Source organism: Halosolutus sp. YCN4, from assembly GCF_059736495.1.
Window position 1 is genome coordinate 323,625 of record NZ_JCASSM010000001.1, and the last position, 13,370, is coordinate 336,994.

The 13,370-nt window shown below is 67.4% G+C and carries 16 protein-coding genes; 6 read left to right on the forward strand and 10 right to left on the reverse strand.

Annotation, left to right across the window (positions count from 1 at the left end; all coding sequences use genetic code 11):
* Positions 1–91: 91 nt before the first annotated feature.
* Positions 92–823, forward strand: a complete 732-nt coding sequence (locus AC6I6X_RS01655) for a GNAT family N-acetyltransferase (RefSeq protein WP_497928780.1) — start codon at positions 92–94, stop codon at positions 821–823.
* Positions 824–907: 84 nt separating this feature from the next.
* On the opposite strand, the gene AC6I6X_RS01660 is transcribed toward AC6I6X_RS01655, so the two are convergent.
* Positions 908–1,393 carry a metal-dependent hydrolase gene (locus tag AC6I6X_RS01660; RefSeq protein ID WP_497928781.1) on the reverse strand — a complete coding sequence of 162 codons (486 nt, stop codon included), beginning with the start codon at positions 1,391–1,393 and terminating at the stop codon, positions 908–910.
* Positions 1,394–1,472: 79 nt separating this feature from the next.
* Complete coding sequence (locus AC6I6X_RS01665) at positions 1,473–2,000, reverse strand: CinA family protein (protein WP_497928782.1); 528 nt, start codon at positions 1,998–2,000, stop codon at positions 1,473–1,475.
* A 99-nt stretch (positions 2,001–2,099) separates the two neighbouring features.
* Here AC6I6X_RS01665 and AC6I6X_RS01670 point away from each other — a divergent pair, with 99 nt between their 5' ends.
* Positions 2,100–3,200 carry a pyridoxal phosphate-dependent aminotransferase gene (locus AC6I6X_RS01670; RefSeq protein ID WP_497928784.1) on the forward strand — a complete coding sequence of 367 codons (1,101 nt, stop codon included), beginning with the start codon at positions 2,100–2,102 and terminating at the stop codon, positions 3,198–3,200.
* Between the two features lie 52 nt (positions 3,201–3,252).
* On the opposite strand, the gene AC6I6X_RS01675 is transcribed toward AC6I6X_RS01670, so the two are convergent.
* From AC6I6X_RS01675 to AC6I6X_RS01685, 3 genes are all read right to left on the reverse strand, one after another.
* Positions 3,253–3,660, reverse strand: coding sequence for a universal stress family protein (locus AC6I6X_RS01675; protein WP_497928785.1), 408 nt, complete (start codon positions 3,658–3,660; stop codon positions 3,253–3,255).
* Between the two features lie 54 nt (positions 3,661–3,714).
* A complete protein-coding gene (locus AC6I6X_RS01680; RefSeq protein WP_497928786.1) occupies positions 3,715–4,080 on the reverse strand; it encodes a hypothetical protein in 366 nt (121 codons plus the stop codon).
* A 119-nt stretch (positions 4,081–4,199) separates the two neighbouring features.
* Complete coding sequence (locus AC6I6X_RS01685; protein WP_497928787.1) at positions 4,200–4,454, reverse strand: hypothetical protein; 255 nt, start codon at positions 4,452–4,454, stop codon at positions 4,200–4,202.
* A 217-nt stretch (positions 4,455–4,671) separates the two neighbouring features.
* Here AC6I6X_RS01685 and AC6I6X_RS01690 point away from each other — a divergent pair, with 217 nt between their 5' ends.
* Both AC6I6X_RS01690 and AC6I6X_RS01695 read left to right on the forward strand, forming a co-directional pair.
* Complete coding sequence (locus AC6I6X_RS01690) at positions 4,672–5,847, forward strand: ArsA family ATPase (protein WP_497928788.1); 1,176 nt, start codon at positions 4,672–4,674, stop codon at positions 5,845–5,847.
* 157 nt (positions 5,848–6,004) lie between these two features.
* Positions 6,005–6,226 (forward strand): Lrp/AsnC family transcriptional regulator, encoded by a 222-nt coding sequence (locus AC6I6X_RS01695; protein ID WP_497928789.1) that lies wholly within the window; start codon positions 6,005–6,007, stop codon positions 6,224–6,226.
* A 140-nt stretch (positions 6,227–6,366) separates the two neighbouring features.
* Here the strand turns inward: AC6I6X_RS01695 and AC6I6X_RS01700 are convergent, their stop codons facing one another.
* The 5 genes from AC6I6X_RS01700 to AC6I6X_RS01720 form a co-directional block, all read right to left on the reverse strand.
* On the reverse strand, positions 6,367–6,609 hold the full coding sequence (locus AC6I6X_RS01700; RefSeq protein WP_497928790.1) for a TrmB family transcriptional regulator: 243 nt from the start codon (positions 6,607–6,609) through the stop codon (positions 6,367–6,369).
* Positions 6,610–6,766: 157 nt separating this feature from the next.
* Complete coding sequence (locus AC6I6X_RS01705) at positions 6,767–8,128, reverse strand: glycerate kinase type-2 family protein (protein ID WP_497928791.1); 1,362 nt, start codon at positions 8,126–8,128, stop codon at positions 6,767–6,769.
* An 8-nt stretch (positions 8,129–8,136) separates the two neighbouring features.
* Positions 8,137–9,105 carry an SDR family oxidoreductase gene (locus tag AC6I6X_RS01710; RefSeq protein ID WP_497928792.1) on the reverse strand — a complete coding sequence of 323 codons (969 nt, stop codon included), beginning with the start codon at positions 9,103–9,105 and terminating at the stop codon, positions 8,137–8,139.
* 124 nt (positions 9,106–9,229) lie between these two features.
* Complete coding sequence (locus AC6I6X_RS01715; RefSeq protein WP_497928793.1) at positions 9,230–10,021, reverse strand: endonuclease V; 792 nt, start codon at positions 10,019–10,021, stop codon at positions 9,230–9,232.
* Between the two features lie 72 nt (positions 10,022–10,093).
* The gene (locus AC6I6X_RS01720) at positions 10,094–11,044 is read right to left on the reverse strand and encodes a rhomboid family intramembrane serine protease (protein ID WP_497928794.1); all 951 of its coding nucleotides are present in this window, start codon (positions 11,042–11,044) and stop codon (positions 10,094–10,096) included.
* A gap of 123 nt (positions 11,045–11,167) precedes the next feature.
* On the opposite strand from AC6I6X_RS01720, the gene AC6I6X_RS01725 reads away from it, so the two are divergent.
* Positions 11,168–11,608 carry a DUF5788 family protein gene (locus AC6I6X_RS01725; protein WP_497928795.1) on the forward strand — a complete coding sequence of 147 codons (441 nt, stop codon included), beginning with the start codon at positions 11,168–11,170 and terminating at the stop codon, positions 11,606–11,608.
* A complete protein-coding gene (gene polX / locus AC6I6X_RS01730) occupies positions 11,608–13,359 on the forward strand; it encodes a DNA polymerase/3'-5' exonuclease PolX (RefSeq protein ID WP_497928797.1) in 1,752 nt (583 codons plus the stop codon). Before AC6I6X_RS01725 ends, polX begins: the two co-directional genes overlap by 1 nt.
* The last annotated feature ends 11 nt before the right edge of the window (positions 13,360–13,370 follow it).

The following is a 13,370-nucleotide window of genomic DNA, read 5'->3' on the forward strand; positions in this document are numbered from 1 at the left end:
GACGTCGCCAGCCGGTGCGATCGGCGACGCGACACTATGCCGATCGGTACCAATAGACAAACACTAAGCGACTCGTTGTCGTACGGCGCCTATGGGCGCGAGTGAACGACCGGCGTTCTCGTCGGAGGACCGTAAACGCATCTACGAATACGTGGAACGCCACGGAACCGTGAAACGGCGCAAACTCCGGGAGATCGTCGAACTGCCGACGTCGGAATTCGAAGCGCACCTCGAAGCGCTGACGAGCGACGGCTATCTCAGGGAGGTCGACGAGACGTTACAGCTCGCTCTCGAGTTCGGTGCCGTCGCGACGTACGAGGAGAACGACTTCGAGTTCACGATCCGGCCGGCGCGCCAGCGGGACTTCGAGGGACTCGTCGAGACAATCCGGGACGTGACGGCGGAGGAGACGTACGTCGTCGCCGAGACGATCGCCGAGGAACTTCTCTACGAGAACGCGGTGAACAGGCACAACACGGTCAGATCGCGGATGTTCTTCGTGGCGACCGTCGACGGCGACGTCGTCGGGTGGACCCACCTCGATCTGCCACAGATCGAACACGTCCAGGGAACCGCACAGCAAACCGTCGGCGTCAAAGCGGCCTATCGTGGTCACGGGATCGGGAGCAAACTGCTCGGCCGCGGGATCGAGTGGGCCGAGGCGAACGGCTACCGGAAAGTCTACAACAGCATTCCGGTCGTCAACGACGGCGCGCTCGAGTTCCTGACCGTACACGGCTGGGATACGGAGGCCATCCGGCGGAACCACTACACGATCGACGGCGAGCAGGTCGACGAGGTGATGATGGCCTACGAGATCTGATACGGATTGCTGTACCGAGTTCCCGGTGCAACCACCGCCCGGATCGCGGTTGCGCCGGAAATGACTTACAGTAAACCGTATGACCTACGCGCCGATCGTCAGGCGGCCCAGTTCGAAGCCCCACCGCGGAAGCTGGACGACGATCGCGGCGACGAGCAGCAGTTCACCGAACGTGACGGCGACCGTCATGAGACTCGCGTGTTTACTGCTGACCGTCACCCCGACCGGAAGCCCGAACTCCTTCTTCCAGACCGGGTAAAACAGCGCGATTCCCCGTTTGCTGCCGGCGACGTCCAGCACGTAGTGGGTCAGAATCCCGATCCAGACGTACTCGAGGTTCCCGAAAACGTAGGGGAACGCGAGGAAGCCGACGAGGATCGGCAGGTTGTGCAGCGTCTTCCGGTGTTTCCCGAACGCCGTGTCGACGTCGGGAAAAAGCGCCCCGAGCGTGACCGGGACGCCGACCGCGACGATCGTCTCGAACGTCGCTAGATCGCCGGTCGGTTCGAGCAGATACCCCAGCCCGACACTCAGCAGTACGGCATTGAGAACGTGCCCTTTCTTGTTCACGTTCCACTACTGGACAGTCGACTACCGAATAAGTTTCTCTCCGTCCTGTCTCTCGGCCGAACTGACAGGTGTGCGCCTCTCAGTCGGACGACCGATCGACGGACTCGATCGCATCGAGCAGATCTGCGAGCGCCCGATCGACCGTTTTCGCCCGGACGGCGGCCCGATCCCCGTCGAACTCGTAGCGGGAGACGGTGCTGGTGGAGGTCTCGGACCCCCACGGCCCGGCGTAGGCGACGCCGATGTAGACGGTGCCCACGGGGTTCTCGTCGGTGCCGCCGGTCGGCCCCGCGATGCCGGTGGTCGCGACCCCCCACGTGACGTCCGCCACGTCTCGGACGCCGCGGGCCATCTCGCGCGCGACGGGATCGGAGACGGCCCCGTGTTCGTCGAGTGCCTCGCGGCTGACGCCGAGGTGGTGGCGCTTGGCGTCGTACGAGTAGGTCGTCAGCCCCAAATCGAAGTAGTCGCTCGCGCCCGGCACGGCGGTGATCGCCGCGCCGATCAGCCCGCCGGTACAGGACTCCGCGACGGCCAGCGTCTCCTCGCGGTCCCTGAGCGCGTCGGCGACGTCCATCGGCCGGTCGCGATCGATGTCGTCGTTCATACGTGCCCTCCACGCGCCGTCGATGTAAGCACGGGGGATGGAACCGACGGGTCGGCGCGTGACGAAAGAACGACGGTTCCGGCCCGCCCAGTACCGCGTATGGAGTACGAGACGCCGCTGTTCTTCCACGTGATGGAGTACGCGGCCCAGGCGGACCGCGACGTCGTCGACATGGTGAGTGGCAACCCGGACTGGGAGCCCCCGGAAGCGCTTCGGGAGGGACTGCGGGACTACGCCGAGTTCGATCCCGATCGGTTCCAGTACCCGCCGAGCGCAGGGCTCCGGGAACTGCGCGAGGAGATCGCCGCGCGGCGCGGGGTGGACGTCGAGCAGGTCGTGATCACGAACGGGGCAGGCGAGGCGAACTACCTCGCGATGGCGCGCGCACTCGAGCGCGATCGGGGCCGCGAGATCCTGCTCACGGACCCGGTCTACTCCTACTATCCTGGCAAGACGACGATGCTCGGGGGCGCGCAGTCGTACGTGTCGGCCGACGAGACCGGCCAGATCGATCCCGCGGACGTCCGCGCGGCGGCGAGCGAGGAGACCGCCGCGATCGTGGCTAACTCGCCGAACAACCCGACGGGCGCGGTCTACCCCGAGGAGACGATCCGGGAACTCGTGGCGATCGCGGAGGAGTACGACGCGATCCTGGTCAGCGACGAGGTGTACGACCACTACGACCTCTCGGGTCGATTCACGAGCGCGCTCCAGTTCGATTCGGACCACCGGATCGTCACCAACGCGTTCTCGAAGTCGCTGGCGATCACCGGCTTCCGGGTCGGCTACGGAGTCTTCCCGCCGCACCTCGTCGAAAACGCACGGAGTCGCCACATGCTGGTCAACGTCGCCGGCAGTCGACCCGCGCAGTACGCCGTCCTCCGGGCGTTGCGCGAGACCGGTCCCGACTACTACGAGCGGAATCGGGCGCTCCTGGCCGATCGAGTCGAGACGTTCACCGACGCGCTCGACGCGGCGGACGCGGAGTACACCACGCCGCAGGGCGCGTTCTACGTGATGGCGCGGTTCGACGGCTATCCCGGCACCCTCGAGAACGTCGAGAAACTGGTCGACGAGGCCGGCGTGGCCGGGATGCCCGGCGAGGCGTTCGGCGACTCGCGACGCGACTGGCTCCGGTTCGCGCTCGTCACGCCGCGCGTCGAGGAGGCGGCCGATCGGCTGGCGGCGTATTTCGAGTAGCGGCGCCGATCGCCGGGGATCGAGTCGGATTGCCTCACGCCCCGTCCGAACGCTAACTGACGACGAGTTCGGCGTTGAGCCGACTGTGGAGGACGGATTCGAGGTCGATGCCGACGCCGAGGCGATCGGCGAGCAGCTGGCGCCAGCGCGACCGCATCGATTCGCCGATGACGACGTAGTCGACGTCCTGCTGGGCCGCCTCCTCGAGAATCGCGTTCTCGATCAGGTACGCGTCCCGGACGTGACAGGTCGCGTTTTCGGGCGGATCGACCTCGGTTTCGAGGGTGCGACGGAGTTCCGTCCGATCGACGTCTTCCCCCCGGTGGAGGACGTTCACGTGCAGGACGAACAGGTGGGCGTCGTCGAACCCCTCCGCGAGGTCGACCGCGTCCTCCACGGTCTGCACGCTGGCCTCGTTCGGCGGATAGCGGATGGGCACCAGGAGCGTGGTCCGGCTCACGGTACTCGTACGATCGATCGGCATATGAATCTCGCTTCCACAGTTGGGCGACCGTTACCCGTCGTCCGCCTCGATCGTCTCCGGAATGGGATCGACCCGGAACACGTAGTCGGCGTAGACGTCATCGAGGTTCGTCGGGCTCTCTTCGGCGGTGTGGTCGCGGCACAGGGCGGCCTCCGCCTCTACGGCCCCCTGTCCGGTCTCTTCCTGGTATCGTTCGACCACGCGGAACGTCGCCGGCTCGGTGCAGCCGCGTCGGTGACACTCGCGAGAAGCGTTCGGATCGTCGTCCGCCTCGTTCCGTTCGTCACGCGGTTCGGCTTCGTCGCCCCGCTCACGCGCCTCCTCGAGTTCCCGCTCTCGCTGGCGGTTCTCCGCGTCGCGGGCCTGCTTGTCTCGACCCTTTCTGGTGTCGCCCATACTGTATACACGGGAATGATCGGGATAATGCTGTGGTCGTTCTCCGCAGGCCCACTGGTACCCCGTCATGGACCCACAACCCTCGGCCCGGACGTCGATGCGAGCCTGCCGTTCGCGCGTTAGCGGAGCGTCCCGGTCCACTCGCAGTCCGTGCAGGCGAACAGTCCCGCCCCGTCGATCGACTCACCGCCACAGTTCGGACAGTTCGTCGAGCCGGCAGCGCCGATCGGGCCGGCCGGATCTCGCGATCGGAGCACGCCGCGGGCCGTCGCCCCCGGGAGGAACCCGGTCCGATCGGAGCCGTAGGGGAAGGGATCGGTCGCCGTTCGGTTCGCCGGTTCGTCCGCAGGTCGCTGTGTGAACTGGGGTGTCATGGGTGCTGTGGGTGCATATCGGCCAGTTCGCGGCCGTCGGTAGTCGTCCGAATCGATACCGTCCTCGCATATAAGGATAGTTCTTAAACTCAGTAATGAATAAGGTAGTGGCCTAGCCAGACATAATATATAACCACATACTAGGATACGCTCGCTCGTCGCGGATCGATCGGGACGGACCGACGAATACTCCTGTCCGGACCGGGAATCGAGCCGCATGAGTGGAATCGACGTCGCGGCGGCCGACGAGGAGGAGGCGGACGGGTCGAGCGGCGGCGAGGCGGACGCGGACGAGGGCGCACACACGATCGAAGTGACGCCGACGGACTCCGTCGAGGAGACCGGGGACCATGAACGAATCGACGTCGAACCATCCGACGAACCGATCGACGGCCCGGAGTACGTGCTCTACGGCGGGAAAGGCGGCGTCGGGAAGACCACGATGGCGGCCGCGACGGCGCTTGCCAGCGCTCGCGGGGGCACCCGCACGCTCGTCGTCTCGACGGATCCCGCGCACTCGCTGTCGGATACGTTCGAGACCGACGTTCCCGTCGAACCGGGTCGCATTCGCGAGGACGTCCCGCTCTACGGGGCCGAAATCGACCCCGAACACGCGATGGAGCAGGGGAAGGCGGCCTTCGCCGGCGCGGGCCCCGGAGCCGAAGACGGCGCAGGACCCCTCGGCGGACTCGGCGAGATGTTCGGCGAGGAATCGCCGATGGACGCGGTCTTCGGCGGCGCGATGCCCGGCGCGGACGAGGCCGCCGCGATGCAACTCCTGCTCGAGTACCTGGACGACGATCGGTTCGATCGGGTCGTCGTCGACACGGCGCCGACGGGACACACGCTTCGACTGCTCCAGTTACCCGAGATGATGGATTCGGTGATGGGCCGGATCCTCCAGTTTCGCCAGCGGATCGGCGGGATGATCGAGGGGATGAAGGGGATGTTCGGCGGACAGGAACCGCCCGAGGAGGAGGCGGATCTCGAGGACCTCCAGGAGTTACGCGAGCGGATCGAACGACTGCGGGCCGCGTTGAGCGATCCGACCCGCACCGACTTCCGGATCGTCATGGTGCCCGAAGAGATGAGCGTCGTGGAGTCGAAGCGCCTGCGCCAGCAACTCGGGGAGTTCGACATCCCGGTCGGCACCGTCGTCGTCAACCGGGTGATGGAACCGCTCTCGAACGTCACCGACGACGTCGAGGGTGAGTTCCTCCAGCCGAACCTCGACGACTGCGAGTTCTGCCAGCGACGCTGGGACGTCCAGCAGACCGCACTCGCCGAAGCGCAGGACCTCTTCCGCGGAACCGACGTGCGGCGCGTCCCGCTGTTCGCGGACGAGGTCCGCGGCGAGGGGATGCTCGAGGTCGTCGCGGCCTGTCTCCGGTAGCGGACCGGACGTCAGCGAGCCGTCCGTCGTCACAGACGGGATCGGACGTCAGCGACGCCGTCCGCCATCGTCGACGGGACTCCGGGACCGTTCTCGACAACTGGGAATGCGGCGAACGGTTGATGATCGCCTTCGAGAACTCTCGAACGAGACCACTATGGGTGACACCGACACGATCGATCGGGAACTGATCCTCGATCTCCTCGACGAGTCCCAGCCCGCGACGATCCCAGACCTGGCGGCCTCTCTCGACGTGCATCCGATTACGGTCGAACGGCACTGTGAGCGGCTCCAGCGGGACGGCGATATCCGACAGTGTACCGGCGGAGCGTATACGCTCTCCGAGGGCGTCCGCACCGACCGAACGCCAGCCGATTGAGCGCGTCGGATGCCGGCCGATTTCCACGGCGGATCCACGCGAGGCCGTGTCAGTCTGATTCTCGCGACTGCGTTTCGCCGAAAACGGGTCGTCACTTCGTCACCGCGTGTTCCGATCGTCGATCACCGTGCGGTCGGTCCTCACGCGTCCACGATCCGGTACTCGTCCCCGTCCGTTCGAACCACGTCCTCCCGCTCGAGCAGTCGAAGGATGCTGTAGAGGCTCAGTTTCGGGACGTTCGTCACGCGCTGGAGGTCGTCGACCGTCTGCGCGCCGAGCAGGTCGAGACAGAGGTAGACGAGTTTCGCTCGCGGGGAATCGATCGCTGGCGGAACGCAAACCTCGGTATCGGTCCGTTCGAGGTCGTCCGTGGTGACTGTCATCGATCCCGACTCTATCATCGACGATAATAAATCCTTGTTACAACGATCGTCGAAACCAGGGCGAGTCGGCCGTTCGAGCGCCGTGCCTGTCTCGTGACGGCTATCGCACCTCGATCTGCGGTGGAGATCGCTAGCACAGGAATCGACTCGCCAGGATTCAGTCGGCTGCCGGAACGACGAGGACGCGGAGATCGTTCACGTTCGTGCCCGTGTATCCGGTCCGGAGGAGCGCCGCTCGATCGTCGAGGTCGTCGTAGACGTCGTTTGCGGCGAGCGCGCGTCGCGCAGGTTCGACCTCGTCGCGCGGGACCGTCTCCCGATCGACGATCGCCCCCGCGGCGTCCGTCGGGCCGTCGATGCCGTCGGTGTCGACGCTTGCGAGGACGGCGTCGGTCCCGGACTCGGCGAGTTCGAGCGCGGCCGCCAGGGCGAGTTCCTGGTTCGGCCCGCCGATGCCGTCGCCGTCGACGGTGACGGTCACCTCGCCGCCCGAGAGGACGACCGCCGGCGGTTCGACGGGCTCACCCGCGGCAACGATCTCCGCGGCGACGCTCGCGTGGACGCGGCCGATCTCGCTGGCCTCGCCGGCGAATCGGCTGGAGAGCACGAGTGGCTCGTAGCCGCGCTCACGGGCGACGTCGCGCGCGGCGTCGATCGTCGTGCGGCCGTTCGCGAGGGAGTGCCAGTCGCCCGCGGCCGCGGCGACGGCCCTCACGCCCATGTCGGGCGTCTCCTCGATTTCGCCGTCGACGCCCCGTTCGAGCCGATCAACGACGGCGTCCGGGATCGTCTCCCGGAGGTCGTATCGGTCGAGCACGGCGAGCGCGTCGCCGAACGTGCTTCCGTCCGGGACCGTGGGTCCGCTCCCGATCACCGCGGGATCGTCGCCGACGACGTCGCTGATCGCGAGCGTGACGACGGTCGCCGGAGCGGCCACGCGTGCGAGCTGGCCGCCCTTGATCGCCGAACAGTGCTTGCGGACGGCGTTGATCTCGTCGATCGACGCGCCGGACGCGAGCAACGCGTCCGTCGTGGCCCGCAGGTCGGAGAGCGCGAGGCCGGCCGCGGGTGCACACAGCAAGGCGCTCGCGCCGCCGGTGACGAGCGCCAGGACGAGCGTCTCGGCCGTGGCGGCATCGGCGCGGTCGAGAATCGTCCGCGTCGCCTCGACGTTCCGCTCCGTCGGCGTCGGGTGATCGCCTTCGCGGACCTCGATCGGCCCGGCCGATCCCGATTCGACGTCCGTCGTGACGACGCAGCCGTCGTCGAGGCGGGACCCGAGCCGATCGGCAAGCGCCGCGGCGAGCCCGCCGGCCGCCTTGCCGCCGCCGAGGACGAGGAGTCGGTCGAATCCCTCGAGAGAGTAGGTCGCGTCGCCGATCGCGATCGTCTCCCCGTCGAGCGCGATTCGGTCGGCGACGACTCGCTCCGGCAGGGTTGCCGCGATGCCGGCCTCGAGACACGTGAGGGCGGTTTCGTGGGCGGGCGTCTCCCCGGATCGATCGTTGTTGCGAAACATGCTGCGTCTTAGACCAGTCTCCGGAGCAGGCCGTAGCCCGCGTCTCGGAGCCGAGCGGGCAGGAACCGGGCGTAGACGCCGAACTGGGCTAACGGCCCGACCGGGTACCGCGCCGGCGGCTCCGGACAGGTACCGGCCTCGACGATCGCCGCCGCGACGTCCTCCGGTTCGGACGCGAACGGACCACCCTTCCCGCCGCCGATCAGCTGTGCGTCGCCGTAGATCTCGTACAGTGTTTCGTAGGCGGGCGTCCGATCGGACTCGGAAAGTTCATCGTCGGCCCGCTCGTCGAAGTTCGTCTCGACCGGCCCGGGTTCGATCAGGACGACGTCGATCCCGAATTCTTCGACCTCTCCGCGCAACGCGTCGCTCATCGCTTCGAGGGCGTGTTTCGAGCCGGCGTAGGCTCCCGCACCGGGAAGCGACACCCGGCCGATCGCACTCGAGACGTTGATGATTCGGCCCTCGCCCTGGGCACGCATGTGCGGCAGGGCGGCGCGAACGAGGCGGTGGGGGCCGTAGACGTTGACGTCGAACTGGCGGTGGAGGTCGATCGTCGAGACGTCCTCGATCGGTCCCATCTGGGCGTAGCCGGCGTTGTTGACGAGGCAATCGATCGCGCCGCCGTAGTCGACGGTCTCCTCGACGACGCTGGCGACCTGGTCCGGGTCGGTGACGTCGAGTTCGAGGGTCCGACAGCCCGCGTCGGCCAGGTCCGCGATGTCGTCCGCGTTCCGCGCGGTTGCGATCACCTGCCAGTCCTCCGCGAGGAAGGCCTCGGCGGTCGCCCGGCCGATCCCGGACGAACAGCCGGTGATCAGGACGCACTGTTTGCGCGTGTAGCGATCGTCGTCCGCCCTGCTCGTTTCGCGGCCGCGATCGTCGTCGGTCGTCCGCGCCGGGTCTCGATCGCGAGCGTCGACGGCGTGGCCCCCGTCGTCGGTCTCCGCTTCCTCGGCGTCCTCAGCGATGGCCATGCGAGAGTGGTTCGTGCGGCGATACCTAAGTAGCGACGGTTTGTCGCGCTCACCGGACTGTCTCGGTCGGCGAACCGACGGCGATCAGCCGGAGGGTCGGCGCCGACCCGCCTCGCGGGTCCGATCAGTCGCGGACGTCGCGCTTCGCCTCGTCGGCGTAGCTGTCCGCCAGTCGGACCGGCTCCGGCAGTTTGTACGACGAGGTGAGCGCAAGGACGACGTCCGCGGCCGTCTCCGGGCCGACGCGGTGGCCGGGGCTGACGTAGAGCGGGTTGATGTACCGATTCGGAGAGTCGTACTGGCGGGTTTGCACGGCGTATCCCAGCAGCGATCCGTCCGGCGCGTCGACCCTGTCGTTCGCCTCGATCGCGACTCGCGCTCCTTCGGGCAGGTTCTCGACGTCCGATCGCGGCCGGCCACAGAGGAGGCTCTTGGCGACGCCGATGCAGGGCGCGTCCAGCACGACGCCCATGTGCGTCGCGATGCCTGCCTGCCGGAAGTGGATGCGGCCGCTCCCGTCGAACAGGAGCAGATCGGGCTCGACCGACAGCGCCTCGAGCGCGGCGAGGATCGGTCGGCCCTCGCGGAAGGAGAGCAGTCCCGGGATGTACGGGATCTCGAGGGGCGTCACTGCGTGGACGCGCTCGATCACCTCGCCGCCCTGCATCGCGACGACGGCGCTCAGGGCGCGATCCTCGGTCCCGTCCTCGTCCTGGAGGAAGGACTGGTCCACGCCGGCGACGATCGGCGACTCTCCCTCGCTCGCCGCCGACGCGAGCGGGTTCGAGAGCCGATCGGGATCGATCGCCACGTCGTCGACGAAGACGGCGGCGTCGGCGATCTCGCGCTGGAGGGTCTCCATCTCGTCGCGCGATAGCTCGGCGTCGGGGACGAGGTCCGGGCGAACGGGTTCCATCGATGAGCGTGCGTAGCGGCCGCGAGAAAATCAGTGTCGGGGTTCGGTGCGAGGGCAGACGGGACGGTCGTCTCAGAACCGGCCGCGGCCGGGGCCGCCGGGACCGCCCGGCCCACCGGGGCCGCCCGGACCGCCGGGACCGCCGCCGCCGAGCTGGAACTGGTTCGGCGCGTGCACGTTCTGGGTCCGCTTGATGTACTCGCCGTAGCCGAGGCCGATCGCGAGGCCGACGAGGTGGGCCATGTGGGCGATGTTCCCGCCGCCGCCGGTGCTGATGAAGAAGATACTGAAGATGGCGTAGCCGCCCGCGATGACCCAGATCGGTACGGGGAGAATGAAGTAGAGGTACACCTTCAGGTTCGGGTTCAGGATCGTCAGGACCCCCAGGATCGCGAGTGCAGCACCGCTCGCCCCGAGAACGCCCGGGGTGAGCGGCGTAATCGTCGCGGTTTCCAGTATCTGGATCGTGATCTGGCCGAGCCCGGCCAGTGCACCGCTGACGAGAAAGAGGATCGCGAAGTTCCGCGATCCCACGTAGCGCTCGACGAGCGGGCCGAAGAAGAATATCACGATGCTGTTCCCGACGATGTGGTAGAAGCCGCCGTGTGCGAAGATGGAGGTGAACCAGGTCCAGACGTACTCCGGATAGTAGGGCCGGAGCACGAAGAGGGTCCGGAACGCTTCGACACCGAAGACGGCACTGACGAGAAACTGGGCGATGAACGTGATCCACATCAACGCCAGGAACGTGTAGGTCATGTTCCCCCGGAAGTACCCGAGCGGGCCGCCCGGTCCAGTGTCGATCGGCAGTTTGTCGGCCAGACTCGCCGATTTCGACGTGCCGCCCGAGTCGACGCTGTCGTCGAACCCGCTGTCGAAGACGCCCTGCGGATCGTTCCAGTCGTTCAGACTGGTGCAGTCGTGGTTCTCCGGCAACCGGTGCTCCGAGCAGTAGGTGCCCCCGCAGTGCCGGCAGTTGTACGGCATGCTTTCGTCTTTCCCACACACGTCGCACTTTGCCATTGCGGTGGGGTATGCGTGGCATAGCTAAGGGATTTGGGGTTTCCCCCGGTCGATACCGGGACTCGATCGAGGCGCGATCGATCCGACGGACGTTTTTTTACGCCGCGGCCCGCAGTTCGACCCGTGCAACCGTACGAGCGCAAGCAACTGCTCGAACGCGTCGAGCGCGAGGGCGCGACCGTCGGCGCGGACATCCCGGAGACGATCACGGTCCAGGGGGAGGCGATCGACCTCCAGCAGTTCGTCTTCGAGATCAAGCGCCGCGAGACGGTCCCGCCCGGCGAGCGCGACCGCGTCGAGCAGGCCAAACGGAACCTGCGCCGCGAGCGCTTAGAACGCTTGGAGCGCATCGAGGAGGCCGACATCAGCCGCGAGGAGGGCGAGGAACTCGCCAGGAGCGTCATCGGGATCGATCGCGCGCTGAACGCGCTGGAGAGTCTCGGCCCGACGGACCTCGAGCGCGAACAGCAGGCGAAGCAGGCCGCCGACCGGAAGCGCTGGATGTCGTTCCTCAAGAAGGCCCTCGGGGAAGAGGAGTCGGGCGCCACACGGAGGGGACGCTGATGGCGACGAACGCCGAGATCGCGGGCCGCTTCGAGGAGTTCGCCGACTTGCTCGAGGCCGACGACGTCGAGTACAAGCCCCGCGCCTACCGCCGCGCGGCCGACAACATCCGCGCGCACCCGACGCCGATCGCCGACTACGTCGAAGCGGGCGACCGCGACACGATCGAGGACATCGACGGCGTCGGGGACGCGATCGCGTCGAAGGTCGTCGAGTACGTCGAGACCGGCGAAATCGAGGAACTCGAGGAACTGCGCGCGGACCTCCCGATCGACATCGCCGACATCACCCGGATCGAGGGTGTCGGCCCGAAAACGGCGGGCAAACTCTATCGCGAACTCGGGGTCGAAACGCTCGACGACCTCGAGGCGGCCGCCGAGGCCGGCGAGGTTCAGGAGGTCTCGGGCTTCGGTCCCAAAACCGAGCAGAACATCCTCGACAACCTCGAGTTCGCCCGGACGATCGGCCAGCGCCAGTTGCTCGGCGAGGCGCGGCCGCTGGCCGACGACGTGCTCGCCTTCCTCGAGTCGATCGACGCGGTCGATCGGTGCGAGGTCGCGGGGTCGATCCGCCGCTGGCGTGCGACGATCGGCGACGTCGACGTCCTCGTCGGGACCGAGTCGGCCGACGACGTGATCGAGCAGTTCGTGAACTGGGACTCCGTCGACAGCGAGATCGAGTCCGGTCCGGAGAAAGCGAGCGTTCGCGTCGGCGAGATCCGGGTCGACCTGCGCGTGGTCGTCCCCGAGGAGTTCGGATCCGCCCTGCAGTACTTCACCGGCAGCAAGGACCACAACGTCGCCCTGCGCAACTACGCGATCGATCGGGGGAAGAAGCTGAACGAGTACGGCGCGTTCGACGTCAGCGAGGTCGACGATCCCGACGCCGAACAGCGCGTCGGCGAGCGAGTCGCCGGCGAGACCGAGGCGGGGATGTACGAGGCGCTCGACCTCGAGTGGATGCCGCCGGAACTGCGCGAGGACCGTGGCGAGATCGACGCCGCGGCGGCCGGCGAGTTACCGGACCTGCTCATCCGAGACGACGTTCGGGGCGATCTGCACACCCACACCGGCTGGTCGGACGGCAACAACACTATCTCTGAGATGGTCGAGGCCGCCGAAGCGCGCGGGTACGACTACTTCGGGATCGCTGACCACGCCGAGGGGCCGGGCGTCGTCGGCGACATGGGGCTCTCGGATACCCAGATCGTAGAACAGGTCGAGTCCATCCGGGAGGTCGACGCCGCGTCTGATATCGAGGTCTTCGCCGGGATCGAGGCGAACGTCGACGCGAACGGCGAGATCGACCTCGGCGACGAGGTAATCGCGGAACTGGACGTGATCGTCGCTTCGCCCCACAGCGCGCTCGACCAGGACGCCGGGACGGCCACGGAGCGACTCGTCCGCGCGATCGAGAACCCCGCGATCGACGTGCTCGGCCATCCGAGCGGCCGACTGCTCAACGAGCGATCGGGGCTCACGTTCGACGCGACTGCGCTCGGGGAGGCCGCCGCGGCCGCCGACACCGCACTCGAGGTCAACAGCAATCCCCGTCGACTCGACCTCTGGGGGAGCACCGTCCAGGCCGCGATCGATGCCGGGGCGTCGATCGCGATCAACACGGATGCCCACCAGCCAGCGACGCTCGAGTTCATGCGCTGGGGCGTTCACACCGCGCGTCGCGGCTGGGCCGAACCTGCGGACGTGATCAACACCTGGGATCTCGCGGACCTGCGCGAATTCCTGCACTGATCGACCCGTCC

Coding starts and splice junctions, on each gene's coding strand:
- AC6I6X_RS01710 (WP_497928792.1), bottom strand. CDS start 9,105: ATGGCCATCGCTGAGGACGCCGAGGAAGCGGAGACCGACGACGGGGGC.
- AC6I6X_RS01715 (WP_497928793.1), bottom strand. CDS start 10,021: ATGGAACCCGTTCGCCCGGACCTCGTCCCCGACGCCGAGCTATCGCGC.
- AC6I6X_RS01700 (WP_497928790.1), bottom strand. CDS start 6,609: ATGACAGTCACCACGGACGACCTCGAACGGACCGATACCGAGGTTTGC.
- AC6I6X_RS01695 (WP_497928789.1), top strand. CDS start 6,005: ATGGGTGACACCGACACGATCGATCGGGAACTGATCCTCGATCTCCTC.
- AC6I6X_RS01685 (WP_497928787.1), bottom strand. CDS start 4,454: ATGACACCCCAGTTCACACAGCGACCTGCGGACGAACCGGCGAACCGA.
- AC6I6X_RS01720 (WP_497928794.1), bottom strand. CDS start 11,044: ATGGCAAAGTGCGACGTGTGTGGGAAAGACGAAAGCATGCCGTACAAC.
- AC6I6X_RS01690 (WP_497928788.1), top strand. CDS start 4,672: ATGAGTGGAATCGACGTCGCGGCGGCCGACGAGGAGGAGGCGGACGGG.
- AC6I6X_RS01665 (WP_497928782.1), bottom strand. CDS start 2,000: ATGAACGACGACATCGATCGCGACCGGCCGATGGACGTCGCCGACGCG.
- AC6I6X_RS01680 (WP_497928786.1), bottom strand. CDS start 4,080: ATGGGCGACACCAGAAAGGGTCGAGACAAGCAGGCCCGCGACGCGGAG.
- AC6I6X_RS01705 (WP_497928791.1), bottom strand. CDS start 8,128: ATGTTTCGCAACAACGATCGATCCGGGGAGACGCCCGCCCACGAAACC.
- AC6I6X_RS01655 (WP_497928780.1), top strand. CDS start 92: ATGGGCGCGAGTGAACGACCGGCGTTCTCGTCGGAGGACCGTAAACGC.
- AC6I6X_RS01670 (WP_497928784.1), top strand. CDS start 2,100: ATGGAGTACGAGACGCCGCTGTTCTTCCACGTGATGGAGTACGCGGCC.
- polX (WP_497928797.1), top strand. CDS start 11,608: ATGGCGACGAACGCCGAGATCGCGGGCCGCTTCGAGGAGTTCGCCGAC.